The following is a 20,176-nucleotide window of genomic DNA, read 5'->3' as shown; positions in this document are numbered from 1 at the left end:
GCCTACTTCGTGATGAGCGCGCCGGTCAACCCGGCGCTGATGGCCGGCAGCAGCAGGTTCAGCACGCGGCTCGCGCGGACCAGTCCGGTATTGTCGACGTAGACGATGTCCTTCGACGCGAGCGGAAACTGGTTCGCGAGCAGCATCGAAACGGGTGATTCGAGGTCGAGGTGATAGATGACCGGCGGGCTGTCGGCATCCTTGCGCAGCACGAATACCTGTCCGGCGTTCGACGTCTGCTGATTCAACTGGCCGGCCTCGGACAGCGCCGCGCTCAACGTGAGCGTGCCGTCGCGCTGCGGCGGCACGGCCAGCGGCTTGTTCACTTCGCCCATCACGTACACGGGATTGTCGTCGCGCGCGGCCACGTGCAGCAGGTCGCCCGGCTGCAGCATGATCGCGGCGGGGCTGCGGCCGGTCTTCGTCATCTGCGCGACGTTGACCGGATAAATCGTGTCGTTGCGCGTGATCGTCACGCGGCTCTGGTCGGCGCTCGGCGCAAAGCCGCCCGCGCGATTGACGGCTTCGACGAGCGTCATCGGGATGTCGTTGATCGCCTGCGAGCCCGGCGCGCGCACTTCGCCGTCCACATAGATCTGCTCCGCGCGGAACGACGCGACGCGCACGGTCACCTGCGGCTTGATGAACACCTTGCGGAGTTCGGCGTCGAGCTCGCGCTGCACCTGCGCGGCCGTCTTGCCGGCCGCGTGAATCGGCTGCGGCACGAAGGGAAACTGCACGTTGCCGTCGCTGTCGACGACGAAGCCGGGCGCTGCGTCAGACGGCCTGGTATTCGGCGTCGGCTGGCCGACCGCGGCCGCGAATTCGGGGTGATCCCAGACGGTGATCTGCAGCACGTCGCCGGGGCCGAGCTTGTAGCCGCTCGGCTTGCCGAGCAGATTGCCGGGGATCGGCGCGGCGGTATGACCTTTCTGGGCCGCATGGATCTGGCCGATCAGCGTCAGATCGATCTGCTTGACCGCGACCTTCATGTCGCTCGTCACGTCGCCGTTGTCGGCCGTCGTGACCGGCAACGCGGCCGGCGCGATCATGTGCTGGCCCGGCGCCATTGCGCAGGCGGACAGCAGCGCGGCAAGCGCCACGGCGAGCGCGACGCGCGTCTGTCGCAGCGGCGCATCGTTGCGCGTCGGCGCGAGCGTATCGGATAGCGAGTGGTTGTTCATGTCGTCATTCGCGATGGTAGACAGAAGAGCATTGCGCGACGTCTCTCAAGTGCTGCGTCGCTTCGGTTCGAAGCGACGCAGCACGGACGCCGACGCGACACGATGTTGCCCGGCGCGCGATCGGCCATTCGGCTTGCCGGCCGGCCATGACCCGGATTCGAATCAAGCGGGCGATTGCACGTCGTTTGATAAAGACCGTTAAATCGAGGTGAAGCGACGGACGAACGAGATGGAATCGCGCGCTCGTGAAACGGCACCGGTTCTTGATGTCATCGCTTGCGCGCACGTTTAACAACAGGCCACCCAACATAGCATGAGACCGGTCGGCGACCCAGTGGTCGGCGCACTGAGTGGCCATTAATGTAAGCCATCGCACTTAGTGGGCGGCGGGTTTAACGCATAGTGGCTCGGGTAAACAGAATCAATGGCGTTTCGTGGGCGGTGGCCGGCGCGTGCATGCTTCGCCGGCCCGCCATCCGGTGCGGCGCAGGCGCGCCGGCGGGCCGTGCCCGGACGAGCCGCGCGGCACGGACGGCCATGCGCGTACCGTCGCCACCCGCCTGTGTGGGCAGCAATTTGGGAGCATATGCATGACATTGGATAGAGCCGCATCTAATGAATACCGGGACGGAGCGGGCAGTATTTCCCGCGACGCGCCGCGGTTTGCGCTGACCGAATTGCTGGAGAACGTGCTCGATTATCGTTATGCATTTATTTCGGTCTTTCTGGGCTGTTTTTTATTGGCATTGATTTATGCCGTTTCGGCTGCGCCGGTTTACTCCGTCGATACGCTGATTCAGGTTCAGGAAAACAAACATAGCGCGTTGGGCGCGCTTTCCGAAATATCGAACGCACTCGACATTCAGAACTCTGCGGTAATCGGCGAAATCGACGTCGCGCGTTCGCGCACGGTCGTCACGCAAGCCATCGAAGAAACTGTCGCGCAGGCCGAGGCGACCGTCGGCAACCGGATTCCGCTCGTCGGCGGGTTCGTCGAATCGGTGTTGCCGAAGGACGCGGACGGGCTCGTCATCGCGCCGTTCAGTACGCCGTTCTTCGCCTGGGGCGGTGAGCGCATCGAATTCCACAGGTTCGACGTACCGGAATCGCAGATCGACAAGAAGCTGGAGCTCGATTATCTGGCCGGCAACCGGTTCTCGCTGAAGGACAGCGACGGACAGGAAGTGCTGAAGGGCGTAATCGGCAAGCCGAGCGAAGCGAACGGCTATCGCGTCGACATCGCGCGCATCGTCGCGCGCGCCGGTACGGAATTCCGCGTACGGCGGGTGACGACAGCCGAGCGCCTCGATTCGGTCCTGACGAAGCTGGCGGGCGCGGAAACGAAGCGGCAGTCGGGGGTCATGCAGCTCAGCCTCGAAAGCCGTGACCCGGTGTCCGCCGCGCGGCTGCTCAATGCGATCGCCGCCGCTTATCTCGACGTGAACGCAAGGCGGCGTTCCGAGGACGCCGAGCACAGCCTCGCGTTCCTCGAGACGCAACTGCCGGTGGTGAAGGCCCGCCTGGAGCAGGCGGAGCAGGCGCTGAATTCGTTTCGCAACGCGCAGGGCTCGATCGATTCGCAGGGCGACGTGAGGTTGCTGATCGATCAACTGGCGCTCGTCGACAAGGCGCGGCTCGAGGCCAAGCTCGAGTATCAGGACTTGTCGTCGAAGTACGTGGCCGGGCAGCCTCAGCTGACCGCCGTCGTCAACAAGCTGAAGACGCTCGATCAGCAGTCGGCCGAGTTGAAAGACAAGGTCGCGCATCTGCCTTCTCAGCAGCAGACCTATCTGCGGCTCGCCCGCGATGTCGAGGTCAACAACCAGCTGTACGTGGGCTTGCTGAACAACACCCAGCAGCTGCAGATCGCGAAAGCAGGCACGGTCGGCAATGCGTCGATCGTCGACAAGGCGGTTCCGACCGACAAGCCGATTCGCCCGAAGCGGATGCTCGTGCTCGCACTGGGCGCCGCGGTGGGCCTGATCCTGGGCGCCGCGGCCGCGCAAGGCTACGCGTGGTTCTTCCGGCGCGTGCGCGATCCGAAGCATCTCGAGGCGGCGGTCGGCGTCCCGATGCTCGGCATACTGCCGTCGTTGCCGCAGCCGGTCGATGGCGATGCACTCGGTCGCCCGGCGTCGGTCGCCGTCAGGGACGACCCCGACACGCCGCTCGCCGAAGCGCTCGCCAATCTCGCGTTGCTGCTGCGTTGCAAGACGGGCGTCGAGCACGGCCGCTCGAAGACGGTGCTGATCACGTCCCCGGAGCCGGGGCAGGGCAAGTCGATGATCGCCGCGAACCTGGCGTGCCTGTTCGCGGAAGACGGCCTCAAGACGTTGCTGCTGCGCGCCGACGCGCGGCAATCCGGCATCGAGCACGCGCTGCGGGTGAAGGCGGACCGAGGCTTGTCGGACGTACTGAAGCAATCGCTGGATCCCGAGCGGGCGATTCGCCGCGTCGACGAGAACCTCGACGTGCTGCCGGCCGGAACCCACGCGCAGCCCGCGCGCAATTTGTACGGCGCCGACAAGCTCGACGCGCTGCTCGCACGACTGCGCAGTCAATACGACATGATCGTCGTCGACGCGCCGCTGACCCGTCCGGCCGCCAACGTCGCCATGTTGGCGCGGTTCGCCGACATCACGCTGATGGTCGCGCGGCAGGGCTCGATCGGCAGCGCCGACGTTGCGGAAGCGGTCGAGAACCTGCAACGGATCGGCGCGAAGGTCGACGGCCTCGTATTCAACGGTTTCGATCCTTCGCCGCTTCGCTACGGTTATTACGCGAACGCGTATCGCGATGCGAAGGGGCCGCGCGCGCAGCCGGACCGTCGCGACGTTGCGGCCGAGACGTTCCTGTTCAGGGCATGGACGCGCGTAAGAAAGGAACTGCTCGGCAAGGCTGCGTGACGGCGATCGCCACGGAGCGTGACACATGACCGATCGCAACGGGATGGACCGCGCGCGGCAGCCGGGCGCGCCTTACCGGCCGCAACGCGCGGCGCCGACGGTCGAACGCAACTTCGGGTTGCAGCAGCATGAATCAGCATGAGCCATGCATGAGCCAGCATGAATAGAACCACGGGAACGATGGGCGGCGGCCGCGGCGTCGCTTCTGCGAGCGGCGTGATGTTGCTGACGCTGTTCGCGCTCGCGCTGCTGTTCAATGCGGCGATGCCGGCGCTCGGCCTGAAAGAATCGAGCGCGCTGTGCACGCTGCTGTTGGCGACGGCGGCGCTGGTCGGCCTGGTCAGGTCGCGGCCGGTGTTCGCGGTGTCGATGCTGTACGTGCTCGCGATCGGCATGACCGCGTTCCTCGCCGGCGTGGGGCTCGAGAACGGCGGCTATCTGACGGAAACGGACGTGATCGGCGACACGACCGGCGCGTTCAGCCGGCTGCTGTCGTTCTATGTGATTTTCGTGGTCTGTGCGCTCGTTGCGTTCGACCGGTTCCTGGACGAGCGTCCGGTGCGCGTACCGATCAAGGCGCGGATCACGTTGCAGCCGCACAGCATCGCGATCGGATTCGTGCTCGCGTCGACGATCATCGCGATCGGCGTGCTCGCCGGGCTGACGTCCGGGTTCTCGCTGTTTTCCGGCATCAACCGCTATGCGCTGCGCAACGACTCGTCGAACGGGACGATGTTCAACCTGTTCCTGAACAACCAGTCGTTCATGGGCTTCCTGCTGGGCACGATCGCGACTAGCCCCGACAAGCGCATCCGGGCGGCCGCGATCCTGACGATGGCGGTCGATCTCGCGCTCAACGTGATGCACGGCGAGCAGTTCATGGCCGTGCTGCACATCGGGCTGTGCTCGCTCGCGCCGTTCATCGCGATCCATGCGATGAACGGCAAGCCGGTCGTGCGTTATCTGGGCATCGGCGCGGGCCTCGCGCTGTTGCTCGGCGCCGTGTCGATCATCTACTCGTATCGCGGTCAAGGGCTGGAAGTGGCTGACATGCTGTCGTCGCGCTTCCTGCTGCAAGGGCAGCCGTGGTACGTGGTCGACAACGACGCCCATATGTTCACCGCGCCACGGCTCGGCGGCACCGATGCGTTCTGGCGTTTCGTGAGTTCGCTGCGCTCGTGGACCATGCCGACCTTCTTCGACGAATCCGAGCCGAGCGGCTTGCGCGATCTGATGATGTCGTACACCGAGCCGAGCGTGCTGCGCGCGTACATGTTCGACGACGTCACGTTCACGATGGGGAACATGGCCGTGCCCGTGTACTGGTTCGGCTATGCGGGCGGCGCGCTGTTCGTCGCGATGACGGGGCTGGTGTATGGCGCGCTCGGCGCGCTGCAGATCCTCGTCGCGATGCGCGGCGGCGTCGTGATGCTGTGGCTCATCGCCAAGGTGTTCTCCTATGCGACGTTCGCGGTTCAGCAGGGCGAGTACTGGATGATGTTCGGCTCGCGCACGGCGTTTTACGCGTTGCTCGCGCTGATCTGGTGGTATTGCGTCGACGCGAGACATGCGCACGCCAGGTGAAGCACGGCGGGCGATGCCGGACGTCGCCGCCGCGCTCGTGTCGTCGTCGTCGCCACGCGGCGTGGCGCGACGAAGTTTTCAAAGCACGCTCGGCCGTGGCACGCAGGTGATCCGCCTGCGAACGGGGCGGGCGATTCCGTCTGCGTTGTCGGTGATCGGCGCCGGATGTTCCGATTCCCGTACGGGCAGCCCCGTGTGTTGAGCCGTCACCATTCCAGTCATGTCAACAGCGAAAGATCCGGAGCGATTTCAGCATATCGACGCGATGCGCGCGATTGCGGTGATCCTCGTCATATGGACGCATTACGCGGAGCGGTTCGTCGAGCTGGCCGGCTCGCAGCGGGCGCTCGACGCGCTGCAGCGGTCGGTGAACTTCGGCCGGATCGGCGTCGTGATCTTCTTCGCGATCAGCGGCATGCTGATTCCGACCAGCCTGCACGGCGACCTCGGCCCGGGCACGAAGCGGTTCGTCATTCGGCGCTTCTTCCGGCTGTATCCCGCGTATTGGCTCGCATTGCCGGCCGGCTACTTCGTTCACTGGGTACTGTTCGACAAGACCATGGACGCGCACGGGATGCTGGCGAACGTGACGATGATCCCGGCTGCGTTCGGCGCGAGCCTGATCCTGCCGCATGGCTGGACGCTCGAGACCGAGCTGTATTTCTATGTCGTGTGCCTGCTTCTGTTCTGGTGCGGCTGGCTGCATCGGATGCTGCATTTGTGTGTCGTCACGGTCGCGCTGTGTGCGCTGTTCGCGTCGACGGTCGCGCTGCACGTGTTCCCGGCGGAGATGCTCAGTCAGTACAAGACGATGCCGTATCACCTCGGCATCATGTTCTGGGGCGCCTGTTTCCGCCAGGCCTATGACGCTCCGTCGAAACTGCTGCGTCTGCGGCTGGCCGCAAGCGGGCCGTTGTCCCGGCTGTCGATGACGTACCGGGCGGCGCTCGCGTACGTGACGATAGCGGTGGTCGGCGTCGCGCTCGCGGGCGCGATCGACGACTGGCGGCATCACAACGCGTTTCATCTGCCGATCTCGCTCGCATACATGATCGGCATCGCGGCGTTCGCGATGCTGGCGACTGTGCTCAAACTGCGCAACCGTCCGCTCGCGTGGATCGGCAAGATCAGTTACTCGGTCTATCTGTTGCACAGCCTTCCGCTGTTTGCGGCGTTCTGGTTGTGCCAGCGCTTTCATCTGGTCGGATGGCCGCTCGGCGTTTACATGATCGTGCCGCTGCTGCCGTTGATTCCGTTGTCGTGGGCCGGTTACCTGCTGTGCGAAGCGCCGTTCGTGAAGCTCGCGCATGCACTCACGTCGCGGCGCGCGAGCGGTGTGCTCGCGACCGGCGAAGCGAATGGCTGAGCGGATCGAATGGCGGATTCGTTGAGGCGTCGGTTGAGCGGCGCTCGATCGTCTCGCCGACCGCCACGCGCGGCCGCTATGGAGAAACGTTTCGATATGCGCAGACCGGGATGCTTGTCTCGCGTGCTGGCCGGCATGACGCTGGCCGGCGCGCTCGGTGCACCGGCGCACGCGGACGATGTGTCGCGCGCGCCGGCACGCAGCGCGCGTCCCGCCGACAGCGCCAACGTTTACGTTCGTCCCGCGCCGAATGCGACCGACCAGGCGGACGAGCTGCAACGCGCGCTGGACGCGCTGCGGCCCGGTCAGCGATTGACGTTCGTGCCGGGGCGTTATGTCGTCGGCCGTTCGCTCGTCGTGCGGCAGCCGCACGTCCTGGTATCGGGTTACGGCGCGACGCTGAGCGCAACCGATGCCGCCGATCAGACGATCGAGCTGCGCGGCGACGGCACGACGCTCGCCGGCTTCCGCCTGAGCGGAACGGGCGCGACGCGCCTCGATACACCGGCGTCGACCAAGGTCGAAGTCACCGGGCGCGACGTGCAGGTGCTCGACAACGTGATCGACGGCGGCGCCAGCGCGGGCATCTTCGTGTTCGGCGGCGCGGACGTCGCGATCGTCGACAATCGCGTACTGTCCACGCTCGCGGACGGCATCCACATCACGCACGGCGCGCGCAACGTGCTGGTGCGGCACAACGTCGTGCGCGACACCGGCGACGACATGATCGCCGTGGTCAGCTACGCCGCCGACGGCGCGTTGAGCCGCAACGTGCTCATCACCGGCAACGTCCTTGAAGGCAACGCCTGGGGCCGCGGGATCACGGTGGTCGGCGGCGCCGACGTGACGATCTCGGACAACGTCGTGCACGACGTGCAGGTGAGCGCCGGCATCCTCGTCGCGCAGGAGGACAGTTACCACACCTATGGCGCGTCCAACGTCCGCATCGAGCGCAACGTGATCGCATCGATCCAGACCGCGAGCGGGCGCAGCGATCCGCGGCCGCTCACGCAGCAGGCGGCGATCGACGTCAGCACGTGGTCGGGCACGGTGACGCGCGTGGCCGTGATCGGCAACCGCGTGTCGCACGCGCGGTTCGACGGCATTCGGCTGTGGGGCAACGTGTCGGGTGTTCAGCTTGCCGACAACCGCTTGTCGGAGATCGGCGGGATGCCGGTGCGGGTCGGTCCGGGACGCGATTGCACGGCCGCCGACGCGACGGCCGCACCGTGTGCGGGCGCACTGCGATCACGAGCGATCGCGCCTGACGTGGTTGGCGCGAACGTCGCGCTGCTGCCGCATGTGCGCACAGTCGCCAAGCGCAACTGACGGCGGCAAGCACGGGTCGAGCGCCAGCGCGTAAGCACCGCTCGACCGCGCGCCGCTCACGGCGCGCGGTATCGCCGCCGCGCTATGCCTGCTCCGCAGGCAGCGCGTCGACCGGCCGGCCGTACTGATCGTCGAACCGCACGATATCGTCCTCGCCGAGATAGTCGCCCGATTGCACCTCGATGATCTCGAGCGGAATCCTGCCGGGATTCTCCAGGCGATGCACTTCGCCGACTGCGATGTACGTCGATTCGTTCTCGCTGAGCAGAAACGTCTCGCTGCCGCGCGTGACGCGTGCGGTGCCGCGCACGACGATCCAGTGTTCGGCGCGGTGATAGTGCATCTGCAGCGACAGGCGCTTGCCCGGCTCGACGACGATCCGCTTCACCTGGAACCGTTCGCCGAGGTCGATCGAATCGTAGTGTCCCCACGGCCGCTGCACCTTGCGGTGCTCGATCGCCTGCGGCCGCCGGTCGTTCTTCAGCCGCGCGACGATGTTCTTCACGCGCTGCACGTCGTGCTTGTTCGCGACCAGCACGGCGTCGGGCGTTTCGATCACGACCACGTCCCTCATGCCGACGCACGCGACGAGCCGCCCTTCGGAGCGCACGAAACTGTCCTGCGTGTCCTCGAACACGATCGGGCCGCGCGCGACGTTGCCGTGATCGTCCTTCGGCATGATTTCCCAGATCGCGTCCCAGGTGCCGACGTCCGACCAGCCGGCCGCGAGCGGCACGACGATCCCTTCGATGCCGAGCTCGCCGTGTTCGGGCAAGCGCTCCATGACCGCATAGTCGATCGAATCGGACGGGCATGCGTCGAACGCGGCCGCATCGATCCGGAAGAACGGATCTTCGGCGATACCCGCGCGCCATGCCGCCTCGCAAGACGCATGAATCGCGGGCGCGAGCGCGCGGATCGCCTTCAACCAGACCGACGCGCGCGTGACGAAGATCCCGCTGTTCCACCAGTAATCGCCCGATTGCAGATAGCGCTCGGCGAGCGCCTCGTCGGGCTTCTCGACGAAACGCCCGATCGAATAGCCGCCCTGGCTACCGTGGCAGCCGTTGCGCGGCGCGCCGACCTGGATGTAGCCGTAGCCCGTTTCCGCGCGGCGCGGCAACACGCCGAGCGTGACGATCGCGCCTTCCTCTGCGTAACGCGCCGCGCGTGCGATCGCGTCCTGGAACGCGCCGACGTCGACGATCACGTGATCGGCCGGCATCACCGCGAGCACCGGATCGTCCGCGAACGCGCTCGCGTCGAGCGCGGCGAGCGTGAGCGCGGGCGCCGTGTTGCGCGGCGCCGGCTCGAGCAGGATGCGCGCCGGCGCGGCACGGTCGGTCACCTGCGCAGCGCTGAGCGTCCGATGCTGTTCGCTACAGACGAGCAGCAGCGTGTCGTCGAGCGACGCGTTCGCGATGCCGTTCAGGCGACGCGCGGTCGCCGACAGCGGCGATTCGTTCGACGTCAGCTCGATCAGCTGCTTCGGAAACTGCTCGCGCGACAGCGGCCAGAGGCGCGTGCCGGAGCCGCCGGCGAGGATCACGGGAAGGATGCGCGGCAGCGCGGGATCGGGGACTTGGCGAAGGGTGCGGATCATCGGTTGGCTCCGGAATCGGCGGCCAGTCGGCCATGAGCGCGGCCGTCGGCGCGCGCCTCTTCGTTGCGGTCGCGCTGCACCGACACCGCGCGAGACAGCAGCTGACGCAGCGCGCCGGCAGCGCGTTGCGCCGGGCGGATCATGCCGACGAACGGCGCGCCCTGATGGAGAAACGGACCGTAAGCCTTGCGGAATCCGAACTGCTTGTAGAACGCCTGCCGCGCGGCGGGCACGTGCGTGCGCAGCGCGGCATCGGGCCACGCGGCGTGCGCGGCGGTCAGCGCGCGTTCGAGCAGATGCTCGAGCGTATCGTCGTCGCGACACGCCTCGCTCGTCAGCACCTTGTCGATCACGACGTCGGGATCGATGTCGTCGCCGGGCAGGATGCGCGCGTAGGCCGCGACTTCGGCCGCGTCGCCGTGGCGCTGCGTCGCGTAGACGTGCAGTGCGCCGGCGTCCTTGCCGTCGATGTCCAGATGCGTATGCGCATCCTCGACCACCAGCACGGCGTTGCGCGCGCGCAGGATTGCGTAGAGATCGACGGCGCTCAGATGTTCGAATTCACAACAATGCCATTCCATGATGCGGTCCTCGCGTGAAGCATTCAACACGCAGTGCCGCACGGGCCGTGCGGCGCGTGCGGTGCGGCAACGTCGATGATCCGGATGCGCCGTATGCCGGTCTGTTCGAAAGCGTACTGACGCTACGTATACGTGCAGGAGCGCGCAGCGCGAACGGCGCAGTGTGCGGCAGCACACATCGGCCGCGCTGCTCCCTTCGGATAATTGCTGCAGACGGCCGGCGCACGAACCGTGTGGCCGGCTCATGGCGAACGTGAAGGAAGAACCAGGGGCCGCACTTGAAGATAGCGATCGTTCACGACTGGCTGGTGTCGCCCGGCGGCGCCGAGCGCGTGCTGGCACATATGATCGACTGCTTTCCGCAGGCCGACCTCTATAGCCTCGTCGACTTCCTCGACGATCGCGAGTGCCTGCGCGGCCGCGCGGTACGCACGTCGTTCATCCAGAAGCTGCCGTTCGCGCGCACGCGCTATCGCAGCTATCTGCCGTTGTTTCCGCTGGCGATCGAACAGTTCGACCTGTCTGACTACGACGTCGTGCTGTCGAGCTCGTATGCGGTCGCGAAGGGCGTGCTGAGCGGCCCCGACCAGTTCCATGCGAGCTACGTGCATTCGCCGGTGCGCTACGCGTGGGATCTGCAGCATCAGTATCTGAACGAAGCCGGCCTCGCGCACGGCGCGAAGTCGGCGCTCGCGCGCGCGTTGCTGCACTACATCCGCAACTGGGATGCGCGCTCGGCGAACGGCGTCGATCGCGTGGCCGCGAATTCGCGCTTCATCGCGCGGCGCATCCGCAAGACCTATCGGCGTGACGCGACGGTGATCTATCCACCGGTCGACGTCGAGCATCTCGCGTTGCGCACCGACAAGGAGGCGTTCTACCTGACCGCGTCGCGGCTGGTGCCGTACAAGCGGATCGACCTGATCGTCGAGGCGTTTTCGCGGACGCCGGAGCGGCGTCTCGTGGTGATCGGCGACGGGCCGGAGATGGCGAAGATCCGCGCACTGGCCGGCCCGAACGTCACGCTGCTCGGCTATCAGCCGTTCGACGTGCTGCACGACCACCTGCAGCGCGCGCGCGCCTTCGTGTTCGCGGCCGAAGAGGATTTCGGCATCTCGCCGGTCGAGGCGCAGGCCTGCGGCACGCCCGTGATCGCATACGGCAAGGGCGGCGTGCGCGAGTCGGTGCGCGCGTGGCCGGGCGCGGGCGCTACCGGCCTGTTCTTTCGCACGCAGTCGGTCGACGCGCTGCTCGACGCGCTCGCGCGCTTCGAGGCGCTGCCGCGCGGCTCGATCAGCCCGCACGCATGTCGCGCGAATGCGGAGCTGTTCGGCGCGGCGCGCTTCCGGCGCGAGCTGACGCGCTTCGTGCTGGACGGCCATGCCGCGTTGCTGGACGAGATGGCCGGCGCTCCCGGCCTTGCCGATCTGGCCCAGCACGACGACGTGGCGGTCGACGGCCTCGCGCGCGACGGGCAGGCTGGGCGGCCCGCGGCGCTGGGGAGGGTCTGAGCGGCCGGGCGGCGGAGGCGATACGACGTGTAACAGTCGTGCGCGCTGCGCGCCGCCTGGCCTCGAAGCGGCGGCCCGGCCACGCCGGCAATTATGTGACGTGAGGGCGATGGTGGCGGTCGTTCTTGGGTATTTCGACAAAAATCGCGGATAATCCGCGGCGCGTAGGTTGCGAAAATGTGGTATTCGCCACTAAACCTCTCGATTGTTCATGGATAATCAAAACTGGTGATCGAAAGTCGGCTGGAGGCGGCGTGCCGGCGCGGTTACCGCCGGATTCAGCATTATCTTTTGGTAACACGACCGTCCGGCGACCGGGTGTAAATTCGGGGCGGATGCAACGAGGCGGCCAGTCCGGGAGCGATATGGCGGCCGGCGGTTCGGTATCGAGCACGGCTGTCGTGTACGACTCGACGCGACTGCAAGCGGAAATTCCGTTTACCGGCGTGCCCATTGGTAATGGCGCGTCGCATGTAAGCCGGGACGTCGTGGCTTCGCGGCCGCACGTTCCTCTTCAAGTTCGATGAAAACGAGGCCGGATGACATTCGGCTCGACCTCCGGGGGTTCTCGCCGTGTGCAGTTTCGATCTTCGCCAAGGCTGCGGCAACGCAGCGCGGACCGGTGGCTATGCGCCGCCGCCCGGAGCGCACGCGAACGATTCGCGGAGAGGAGAAAGTGATGGTGCGCTATGAATATCCCAATAACGCGCGATAAAAGTGCCGGCGAAGGGAGGGCCAACGGGCAGCGTCCGCTGATCTACTGGACCCAGTCGCCGTCCGTCATGCTTCGCAAGGAACTGACGCGGCGCAACTGGAAGGTCACGGTAGTCGCGAACGCGAGCCAGTTGCGCGACACCTCCGGCGAAATCACCTGCGGCATCCTCGACCTGAGCGGCGGCCATGCCGACGCGATCGGCAGCATCGCGTCCACCTGTGCGTCGATGCGCGGCGTCGTGTGGGTCGCGCTCGTCGAGACCGGCCAGACGGCGTCGGCGAACGTGCGCGCGCTGTTGCGCGACTATTGCTTCGACTACATCACGTTGCCCGCGTCGCACCAAAGGATCGCGGATACCGTCGGCCATGCGTACGGCATGGAATGTCTGTTCGCGCGCGATCGTGAGCGGCTCGAATCGCAGGAAAACGGGATCGTCGGCACCTGCAGCGCGATGCTGAGGCTGTTCGACACGGTGCGGCGTTTCGCGCGCACCGACGCACCGGTGTTCGTGTTCGGCGAGACCGGCACCGGCAAGGAGCTGACGGCGGTCGCGATCCATCGTCATTCGGAACGCCGCAACGGCCCGTTCGTCGCGGTCAATTGCGGCGCGATTCCGCCGCACCTGTTGCAGTCGGAGCTGTTCGGCTATGAGCGCGGCGCGTTTACCGGCGCGAACGCGCGCAAGGTCGGCTACGTCGAAGCTGCGAACGGCGGCACGCTACTGCTCGACGAAATCGGCGACCTGCCGCACGAGAGCCAGGCCAGCCTGCTGCGATTCCTGCAGGAGCGCTCGATTCATCGGCTCGGCGGCAGCGATCCGGTGCCGGTCGACGTCCGCATCGTGTCCGCGACGCACGTCGACCTGCGCGAAGCGATGGAGGAAGGGCGGTTCCGCGCGGATCTGTTTCATCGCCTCTGCGTGATGCGGATCGACCAGCCGCCGCTGCGCGCGCGCGGCAAGGACATCGAGCTGCTCGCGCATCACATGCTCGAGCGCTTTCGCAGCGACGCGCGCCATCGCGTGCGCGGCTTCTCGAGCGATGCGATCACCGCGCTCTACAAGCATGACTGGCCCGGCAACGTCCGCGAGCTGATCAACCGCGTGAGACGCGCGGTCGTGATGACGGAAGGCCGTTTGATCACCGCGCACGATCTCGAGCTCGAATATTGCCTCGATGCGGCGTCGCCGTCCGTGGCCGACATCCGCAAGTCGATCGAGCGCGAAGCGATCGAAACCGCGCTGCTGCGCACGCGGGGGCGCGTCGCCGCGTCCGCGCGGGAGCTCGGCGTGTCGCGCGCGACGCTGTATCGCTGGATGGAAGCGTACGGCATCGAGCGGCCGCGCGGCACGGGCTCGTCCGACTGACGCGCGACGGCCGCCGCTGCAGCGGGCGGTTCATTTCTCTCGGCGTCAGACGGCCAACGCTGCGCGTACCGTTCGCGCGGCGTTGACCGCGCGAATGTCGACGCTCGGCGGCGCGTCGTCGATGCGCGGTGTGCCGATAGGTTGCGGGATCAGCGCGACGCGCGCGGTCGCGCCGGGCGCGAGATGGAACCAGTCGTCGAGCGGCATGAAGCCCGGTGCATCGATCTGCACGTGACGCGCGACGTGGCGCGTGTCGATGTCGACGTGCCACGCGTCGCCGGCGCGCGACACGCGCGCTTCGATGCCCGGATCGCGTCGCGCGAACACGGCCGGATGCGTGCGCGACGGAAAGTGGAACGCCTGCGACAGCAGCGCGCCGTCGTCGCCGCGCAGCGACGCGACGACGGTGTCGTGCTCGCACGGTCCGAAGCGATACGCGTAGGTCCAGTCGAAGAAGCGCCCGAGCAATTCGGCCGAGCCGAGCCGCACCGCATCGTGCGCGGCGAGTCGAACCTGCCCGCCGCAGCGCGCGACCGGCGTGCGGCCGTCGCGCAACGCCACCAGCTCGACGCTCGCCGTCAGCGGCGCCGGGCGTTCGTTGATCACATGCACGTCGAGGCCGTTCAGTCCTTCGTCGACCACGACGATCTGCACCGGCTGCAGCACCTGGCGCAGTGCATACCATCCCGATTTCGGCAGATGCGCGGCATCGAGCAAGCCCCATCCGGCGCCCGGCATCACGTCCTGGAACTGCCACACGAGCGCGCCCGCGCAGCGCGAGCCGCTGCGTCGCCACTCGGAGAACGTCTCGCGCATCACGTCGGCGATCACCGCGCGCGACAGTTCGAAGTAGCGCGCCGGGTCTTCGCGCCGCAGGCGCTCGGGCGCCACGTCGTACAGCGTGCGCAGATAGTGGTCGCGGACGTCGTCGAAGTCCCACGACGCGCCGGGATCGCGCGGGACGGCCGCCTTCCATCGCGGTTCGTGCGGATGCGGCCGGCCGATGCGCTCCAGCGTCGCATCGCACGGCACGTTCGCGAAGGCGAGGCATTCGCTCGCGAACCGCACGTCGGCGCGCCGCGCATCGTCGAGCGGGCGCAGGTACGCGCCGACGCCGTAGTAGTGCGACACGCGCTCGCGCGGCACGAACGGCAGGACGCCGCCGTCGGGCGAATCGGAGACGTACGGTACGTCGGGCCGCCATGCCGCGGCGCGGGCGGCGAGACGCTCGGCCGTCAATTCGACGGCGCGTTGTTTCGGGCCGAGCCCCGACATCGCCGCCTGTTGCGCGATCTCGCTGCCGCCGCACAGCACCGCAAGCGACGGCGATGCGCGGCGCCGCGCGAGGAACTGGTCGGCTTCCGCGTCGACGGCGTCGGCGAACGCGCGATCGTCGAGCGCGTAGTCGAAGTTCGCGAACATGAAGTCCTGCCAGACCATCAGCCCGAGCCGGTCGCACCAGGCGTGAAAGGCGTCGGCTTCGTAGGTCATCGTGCCGCCGACCCGAATCATGTTGAAGCCCGCGTCGCGCGCGAGGCCGAGCAGGCGCGCGTAGGTCGCATCGTCCGCATGCAGCGCGAGCGGCGCCGCGCTGCTCCAGCATGCGCCGCGCGCGAACACGGGCGTGCCGTTCACGCGCAGCCCGAAGCCGTTGCCGTCGTCGCCCGCGTGCTGCTCGATCGTGCGAAACCCGGTTGCACCGAGCACGATGCGCTCGGCGCCGACATGCAGCGCGATGTCGTACAGCACCGGTTCGCCGTGCGTGTGCGGCCACCAGAGCCGCACGTTCGGCACGGCGACGGTCGCAAGCAGCCGGTCGGCGCCGGCGCGTTCGAGCGTCGCGTGGTGCTCGCCGCAGGACAGCCTGGCCGCGAACGCGTCGGGCAGCGGTGCGGCGAACGTGAGCTCGGCGTCGAGCCAGCCGGTGTCGCCGTCGACGCGCGCATGCAGGTCGCAATGCGCGGGCACGGTGCCCTCGGCCGGGTCGAGCACGTCGACGGGCCGCCACGGACCGGTCGGCACGTGATGCGGAAACCAGCCGGGCATGTGTCCGAGCAGCGACGTGCGTACCGTGCGCAGCGTCGCCGGCTCCGCGAGCCGCGTGCGCCAGCGTGCGCGCCGCGCCGCGCGTGCGGTGCGCAGGTGCGGCGCGAGCGCGCGAAAACAGACGAACAACGTGTGCTGGCCGGCGAGCGTCACGCGCACGTCGTGCGTGACGAACATGCTGTCCGAGTGCAGGATCGGCGTGTCGTCGAGCCACGCTTGCGCGAGCGTCGCGAGACCGTGAAAGCGCAGCAGGCGCGCGCCGTGCCCGCGCAGCTCGACGCGATACCAGTGGTCGCGCTCGTCGAGCGACGCGGCCTCGTCGAGACGGCCCGCGACGGCGAGCGCCTGCGCGACGGTGCCCGGCACCGGCGCCGCGATCCACCCGGCGCCGGCCGGAAGATCGGACGGCGCGGGCGCCGCGCCCGCGGGCGTCGCGAGCATCGACCACGCCGGCATTGCCGACGCGCGCGTCACCGCGTCGCCGGCACGGCGGCCGCTTCGCAGCGAACGGGCGCCACCAGGTGCCGCAGCGGCGGGCTGATCTGCTGCGCGCATGCGATCAGGTCGGTATAGGCCGCTTCGATCGCGTCGAGCGGCGCATCGCCGCGCTCCTCCTTGCCGCGCGAGCAGGCACGCGCAAGCCGGAATTCGAGCACCATCGACTCCGCCGCGATGCGCTCGCACGCCGCGCGTATGTCGGCGAACGGGCCGATGCAGCCGCTCGCCTGCAGCCAGCGCGCGTAATGACCGAACAGCTCGAAGTTCGCGCCGAGCTGCCGCACCGAATTGAACGAGTACCCGTGGAAGCGCTCGAGCGGCGACGCGGCGAGCGACTTCGCATCGGCCTGCAACTGGCGGCGGAACGCCGCCACCGGATTGACCAGCGGCAGGCGCCGCAGATGCCGCTGCAAGGCGGCGAGCGACACGTCGCACAGCACACGCTCGTCGAGCGGCGCGAAACGCCGCTTCGCGCACTCGACGTACGGCGGCAACGGCATCGGCGAGCTGCCGCCGACGAGCCCGTCGTAGTCGATCTCCTCGGCCACGTAATAGCCGCTGTTGTGGAAGTAGCCGAGCTGGCGGCGCGCGCGGTCGATCGCGTCGATGCCGATCGTCGTCTTCGTATGCTGCGTGCGATAGGCGCTGCCGCGCGTATCGGGCAGGAACCACGCGTCGACCTCGACGATCATCAGATGGCCGCGCGCGACCTGCGTCTCGATGTGCTGGGCGAGCGGCTCGTAGATCGAGTGTTCCTGCACGACGATGCCGTACAGTCGTTCCAGCTCGTCGTGCGGAAACTTGAAGAACGTGAACTGGTCGCCCTCGAAGTCCATCGCGATCGTAAACGGCAGCGCCGCGTACGGATTGAGCCCCCACCAGCGCAGCACCTCGAGCCACATGTCGACGTAGCAGTTGGTCTGCTTCCAGACCATCTCCTGACTGTGCAGCGGGTGCGGCCGGTAGTGGCGCGCGCGATGACGCACGTCGTCGAACGACGCATCCTCGCCGTCGCGTGACACGAAGCTCATCGCGTGCCCCACAGCGCGTCGCGCACGTCGGCCGGCCACGCGTCGAGGTCGAAGCCGTGATGGCGGAACAGCGCGAGCGTGAGGCGCTCGAGGCCGAAGCCGACGCAGCCCGTGTGCGCGACGTCGCCGCTCGCGGTGCGGATGTCCCACAGCAGCCCGAAGTGGTCCATGTGGTAATTGAAGCTCAGGCAGGCGGTCTGACGGCCGTCGTGCTCGATCGGGATCAGCAGCTCGAACTTGAGGTTCTGCTCGCGCTGGCTGTCGGCGACGATCTTGCCGCCGCGTCCGAAGAACGGGTCGTTCGCGAGATCGATTTCGTTCGGCAGGCGCAGCGCGTCGATCATCCGCGTACCGCGCTCCATCCAGGTGCGGCGGAACGCGACGATCTGCTCGGGCGTGCCGATTCGCACGTACTCGCGCATCCGGAACAACTGCATGCGGGTCGGGTCGAGCGACGGTTCGTGGCGGAAGCAGTATGAGAACACGTCGACGATGCGTCCGTCGTCGGGCAGCGCCCCGGCGCGCGCGACGACCGGATAGACCGGATAGCAGGCGGCCGGCGTCATCACGACGTAGGTCGGCTTCTGGCTTTCGGTCCAGTCTTCGCCGCGATCGAGGCATTGCAGCACGCGCTGGTGCCGCTGTTCGTCGCCGCAGAACGCGTGAACGCTGCCCGCGAGTTGCGGGAAGCTCTTCATGTATTCGCTGCGCTCGAACTCGGTGCGGCTCATCGCCGGCGGGAAGCGCAGGACCTCCGCATGCTGATCGGCGCCGAGGCGCGTGACGAATGCGTCGAGCGCTTCGACGACGCGCTCGAACCGCTCGCTGCGGCCGAACAGGCCCTGGATGCCGGTCGACACCAGCAGTCCGGCGTCCACCAGCTCGTCGCGCAGCGGGTTCACGCCGGCGCGGTCGAGCGGCGCGTCGGCGGGCGCGGCGGGCGCGGCGGCGGAGCCGGCCGAAGTCACGGAGAGGCGATCGTTCACGAGAGTTTCTCCAGCGTCGACGGACGCAAGGCGAGCAGCAGGTTCGAAGTGTTGGCGGCGATGCGGTCGTTGCTGATCATCAGCGGCGCGGCCTGCAGGTCGCGCAGATGGCGGCCGACGCTGTACGGTGTGCCGTTCTTGTAGCCGGCCATCCCGCAGATCATCATGGCCTGCTGCACGACTTCGAGCGCGGCCGTCGATACGTAAGTCTTCAGCGTGTTGACCTCGGCGGCCCACGCCATGCCGGCCGACCACGAACGCGCCGACGCGCAGCCGTAGAGGCGCAGCACGCTGTCGACGCGCGCCTGCATCGCCTGCATCAGGTCCAGCGATTCGGCGATCCGTCGTGCCGCGGGCGACGGCGCGCCGTCGGACTGACGCGCCTGCGCGCGGAAGAACTGATGCGCGCGCTGGAACGCGTCGCCGGCCACGCCGATCCACACGGCGGCCCACAGGATGTGCGACACCGGCACCATCGTCTGTTCGGCGATCTGCGCGAACGGCACCGGCGCGCACTGGACCGTCGCGCCTTGCGCCTCCAGCACGAAGCCGTTGCTGCAGGTGCCGCGCAAGCCGAGCGTGTCCCATTCGTTGCGGCGCGTGAGCGTATAGCCGTCGCGCAGCAGCGTCACGAGCACCTGTTCGGACGCCGGTGCGTCGGCGTCGCGGCGTGCGGTCGCGAGGATGCCGTCCGCGTAGTCGCCGTACGAGATCGCCGGCGCCGCTTTGCGCAGCCTGAACTCGCCGCCGTTCGTCTCGAGCGCGCACTGGCTCGTGCGCAGGTTGCCGCCGACGCCGTCTTCGGACGTCGCCGATGCAAGCAGCCATTGATGGCGCACGAGCTGCTGCAGGAACAGCCGATGCCATCCCTGGTCGGCCGCGTGATCGACGATGCAGGCAACCTGGATCTGGTGCATCGCGAACACCATCGCCGACGACGCACAGGCGCGGCCGAGAATCGAGCAGGCCGATGCGACGTCGGCGAGCGATGCGCCGGCGCCGCCCAGATGGGTCGGCACCATCGCGCCGAGCAGGCGGCGGGCGCGCATCGCCTCGATGGCCTCGACGGGGCAACGGGCGTCGCGATCGACCGCATCCGCGTGTTGCGCGGCGACCTGCGCGACGGCGAGGGCGGCCTCGTCGAGCCGATACGCTTCGTCGGGGGGCGCGAGTTCGGGAAGGAGCGCGCTCATGCGGAATGCTCGGAGCGTTGGAGGCTGGCGACCGCGTCCGCGAGCGCGTCGACGCTGCGGAACAGGTTGCGGTTCAGCATCTCGTCGGGGATCTCGACGTTGAAGTGCTTCTCGATCGCGAGCATCAGCTGGATCGTGTCGAGCGACGAGAGGCCCGCGTCGTAAAGATCGTCCCCGTCGCCGATCGAATCGATCGCGGCTTCGAGATTGGCGACGTGCTTCAGGATGGTTCTGATTTCGTTTTTCACGTGCTGCTCCGGCGTGCGTGGTGTCGTCC

14 protein-coding genes are annotated in these 20,176 nt (G+C 67.7%); 6 read left to right on the top strand and 8 right to left on the bottom strand.

Translation table 11 applies throughout. The features are described from left to right. Positions 1-2 precede the first annotated feature (2 nt). Positions 3-1,184: a polysaccharide biosynthesis/export family protein gene (locus C3Y15_RS16135; protein WP_069240142.1), complete on the bottom strand. Its 1,182-nt coding sequence runs from the start codon at positions 1,182-1,184 to the stop codon at positions 3-5. Between the two features lie 590 nt (positions 1,185-1,774). Here C3Y15_RS16135 and C3Y15_RS16130 point away from each other — a divergent pair. The 4 genes from C3Y15_RS16130 (at position 1,775) to C3Y15_RS16115 (ending at position 8,369) form a co-directional block, all read left to right on the top strand. Further along, entirely contained in the window at positions 1,775-4,090 is a 2,316-nt protein-coding gene (locus tag C3Y15_RS16130; protein WP_060044452.1) for a GNVR domain-containing protein, read from the top strand. Between the two features lie 159 nt (positions 4,091-4,249). After that, complete coding sequence (locus C3Y15_RS16125) at positions 4,250-5,674, top strand: DUF6418 domain-containing protein (protein WP_069240143.1); 1,425 nt, start codon at positions 4,250-4,252, stop codon at positions 5,672-5,674. A gap of 220 nt (positions 5,675-5,894) precedes the next feature. After that, positions 5,895-7,040, top strand: coding sequence for an acyltransferase (locus C3Y15_RS16120; RefSeq protein ID WP_059474300.1), 1,146 nt, complete (start codon positions 5,895-5,897; stop codon positions 7,038-7,040). A 96-nt stretch (positions 7,041-7,136) separates the two neighbouring features. Next, positions 7,137-8,369, top strand: a complete 1,233-nt coding sequence (locus C3Y15_RS16115; RefSeq protein WP_059604727.1) for a right-handed parallel beta-helix repeat-containing protein — start codon at positions 7,137-7,139, stop codon at positions 8,367-8,369. Between the two features lie 82 nt (positions 8,370-8,451). Here C3Y15_RS16115 and C3Y15_RS16110 read toward each other — a convergent pair whose 3' ends face one another. Both C3Y15_RS16110 and C3Y15_RS16105 read right to left on the bottom strand, forming a co-directional pair. Beyond that, complete coding sequence (locus C3Y15_RS16110) at positions 8,452-9,972, bottom strand: mannose-1-phosphate guanylyltransferase/mannose-6-phosphate isomerase (protein WP_011882060.1); 1,521 nt, start codon at positions 9,970-9,972, stop codon at positions 8,452-8,454. Beyond that, entirely contained in the window at positions 9,969-10,553 is a 585-nt protein-coding gene (locus C3Y15_RS16105; protein WP_045578069.1) for a drug:proton antiporter, read from the bottom strand. Before C3Y15_RS16105 ends, C3Y15_RS16110 begins: the two co-directional genes overlap by 4 nt. A 278-nt stretch (positions 10,554-10,831) precedes the next feature. Here C3Y15_RS16105 and C3Y15_RS16100 point away from each other — a divergent pair, with 278 nt between their 5' ends. Both C3Y15_RS16100 and C3Y15_RS16095 read left to right on the top strand, forming a co-directional pair. Beyond that, positions 10,832-12,064, top strand: a complete 1,233-nt coding sequence (locus C3Y15_RS16100; RefSeq protein WP_034193476.1) for a glycosyltransferase family 4 protein — start codon at positions 10,832-10,834, stop codon at positions 12,062-12,064. Positions 12,065-12,753: 689 nt separating this feature from the next. Continuing rightward, positions 12,754-14,145, top strand: a complete 1,392-nt coding sequence (locus C3Y15_RS16095; RefSeq protein ID WP_011882064.1) for a sigma-54 dependent transcriptional regulator — start codon at positions 12,754-12,756, stop codon at positions 14,143-14,145. 45 nt (positions 14,146-14,190) lie between these two features. Here C3Y15_RS16095 and C3Y15_RS16090 read toward each other — a convergent pair whose 3' ends face one another. From C3Y15_RS16090 to C3Y15_RS16070, 5 genes are read right to left on the bottom strand one after another with little or no spacing between them, the layout of a single operon-like run. Beyond that, on the bottom strand, positions 14,191-16,632 hold the full coding sequence (locus tag C3Y15_RS16090) for a glycoside hydrolase family 2 protein (RefSeq protein WP_224056172.1): 2,442 nt from the start codon (positions 16,630-16,632) through the stop codon (positions 14,191-14,193). Positions 16,633-16,661: 29 nt separating this feature from the next. Further along, complete coding sequence (locus C3Y15_RS16085; RefSeq protein WP_069240617.1) at positions 16,662-17,720, bottom strand: DUF1839 family protein; 1,059 nt, start codon at positions 17,718-17,720, stop codon at positions 16,662-16,664. Then, positions 17,717-18,706 (bottom strand): amino acid--[acyl-carrier-protein] ligase, encoded by a 990-nt coding sequence (locus tag C3Y15_RS16080; RefSeq protein WP_060122400.1) that lies wholly within the window; start codon positions 18,704-18,706, stop codon positions 17,717-17,719. Before C3Y15_RS16080 ends, C3Y15_RS16085 begins: the two co-directional genes overlap by 4 nt. Next, entirely contained in the window at positions 18,703-19,899 is a 1,197-nt protein-coding gene (locus C3Y15_RS16075; protein ID WP_014725002.1) for an acyl-CoA dehydrogenase family protein, read from the bottom strand. The genes C3Y15_RS16080 and C3Y15_RS16075 overlap by 4 nt, the downstream gene beginning before the upstream one ends. Beyond that, positions 19,896-20,147, bottom strand: coding sequence for an acyl carrier protein (locus tag C3Y15_RS16070; protein WP_011882069.1), 252 nt, complete (start codon positions 20,145-20,147; stop codon positions 19,896-19,898). Before C3Y15_RS16070 ends, C3Y15_RS16075 begins: the two co-directional genes overlap by 4 nt. Positions 20,148-20,176 lie beyond the last annotated feature (29 nt).

The sequence above is a fragment of the Burkholderia sp. B10 genome, assembly GCF_004368385.1.
Taxonomy (GTDB): domain Bacteria; phylum Pseudomonadota; class Gammaproteobacteria; order Burkholderiales; family Burkholderiaceae; genus Burkholderia; species Burkholderia vietnamiensis.
The sequence above is the reverse complement of the archived record's forward strand: the minus strand, read 5'-3'. Positions and strand labels throughout refer to the sequence as shown.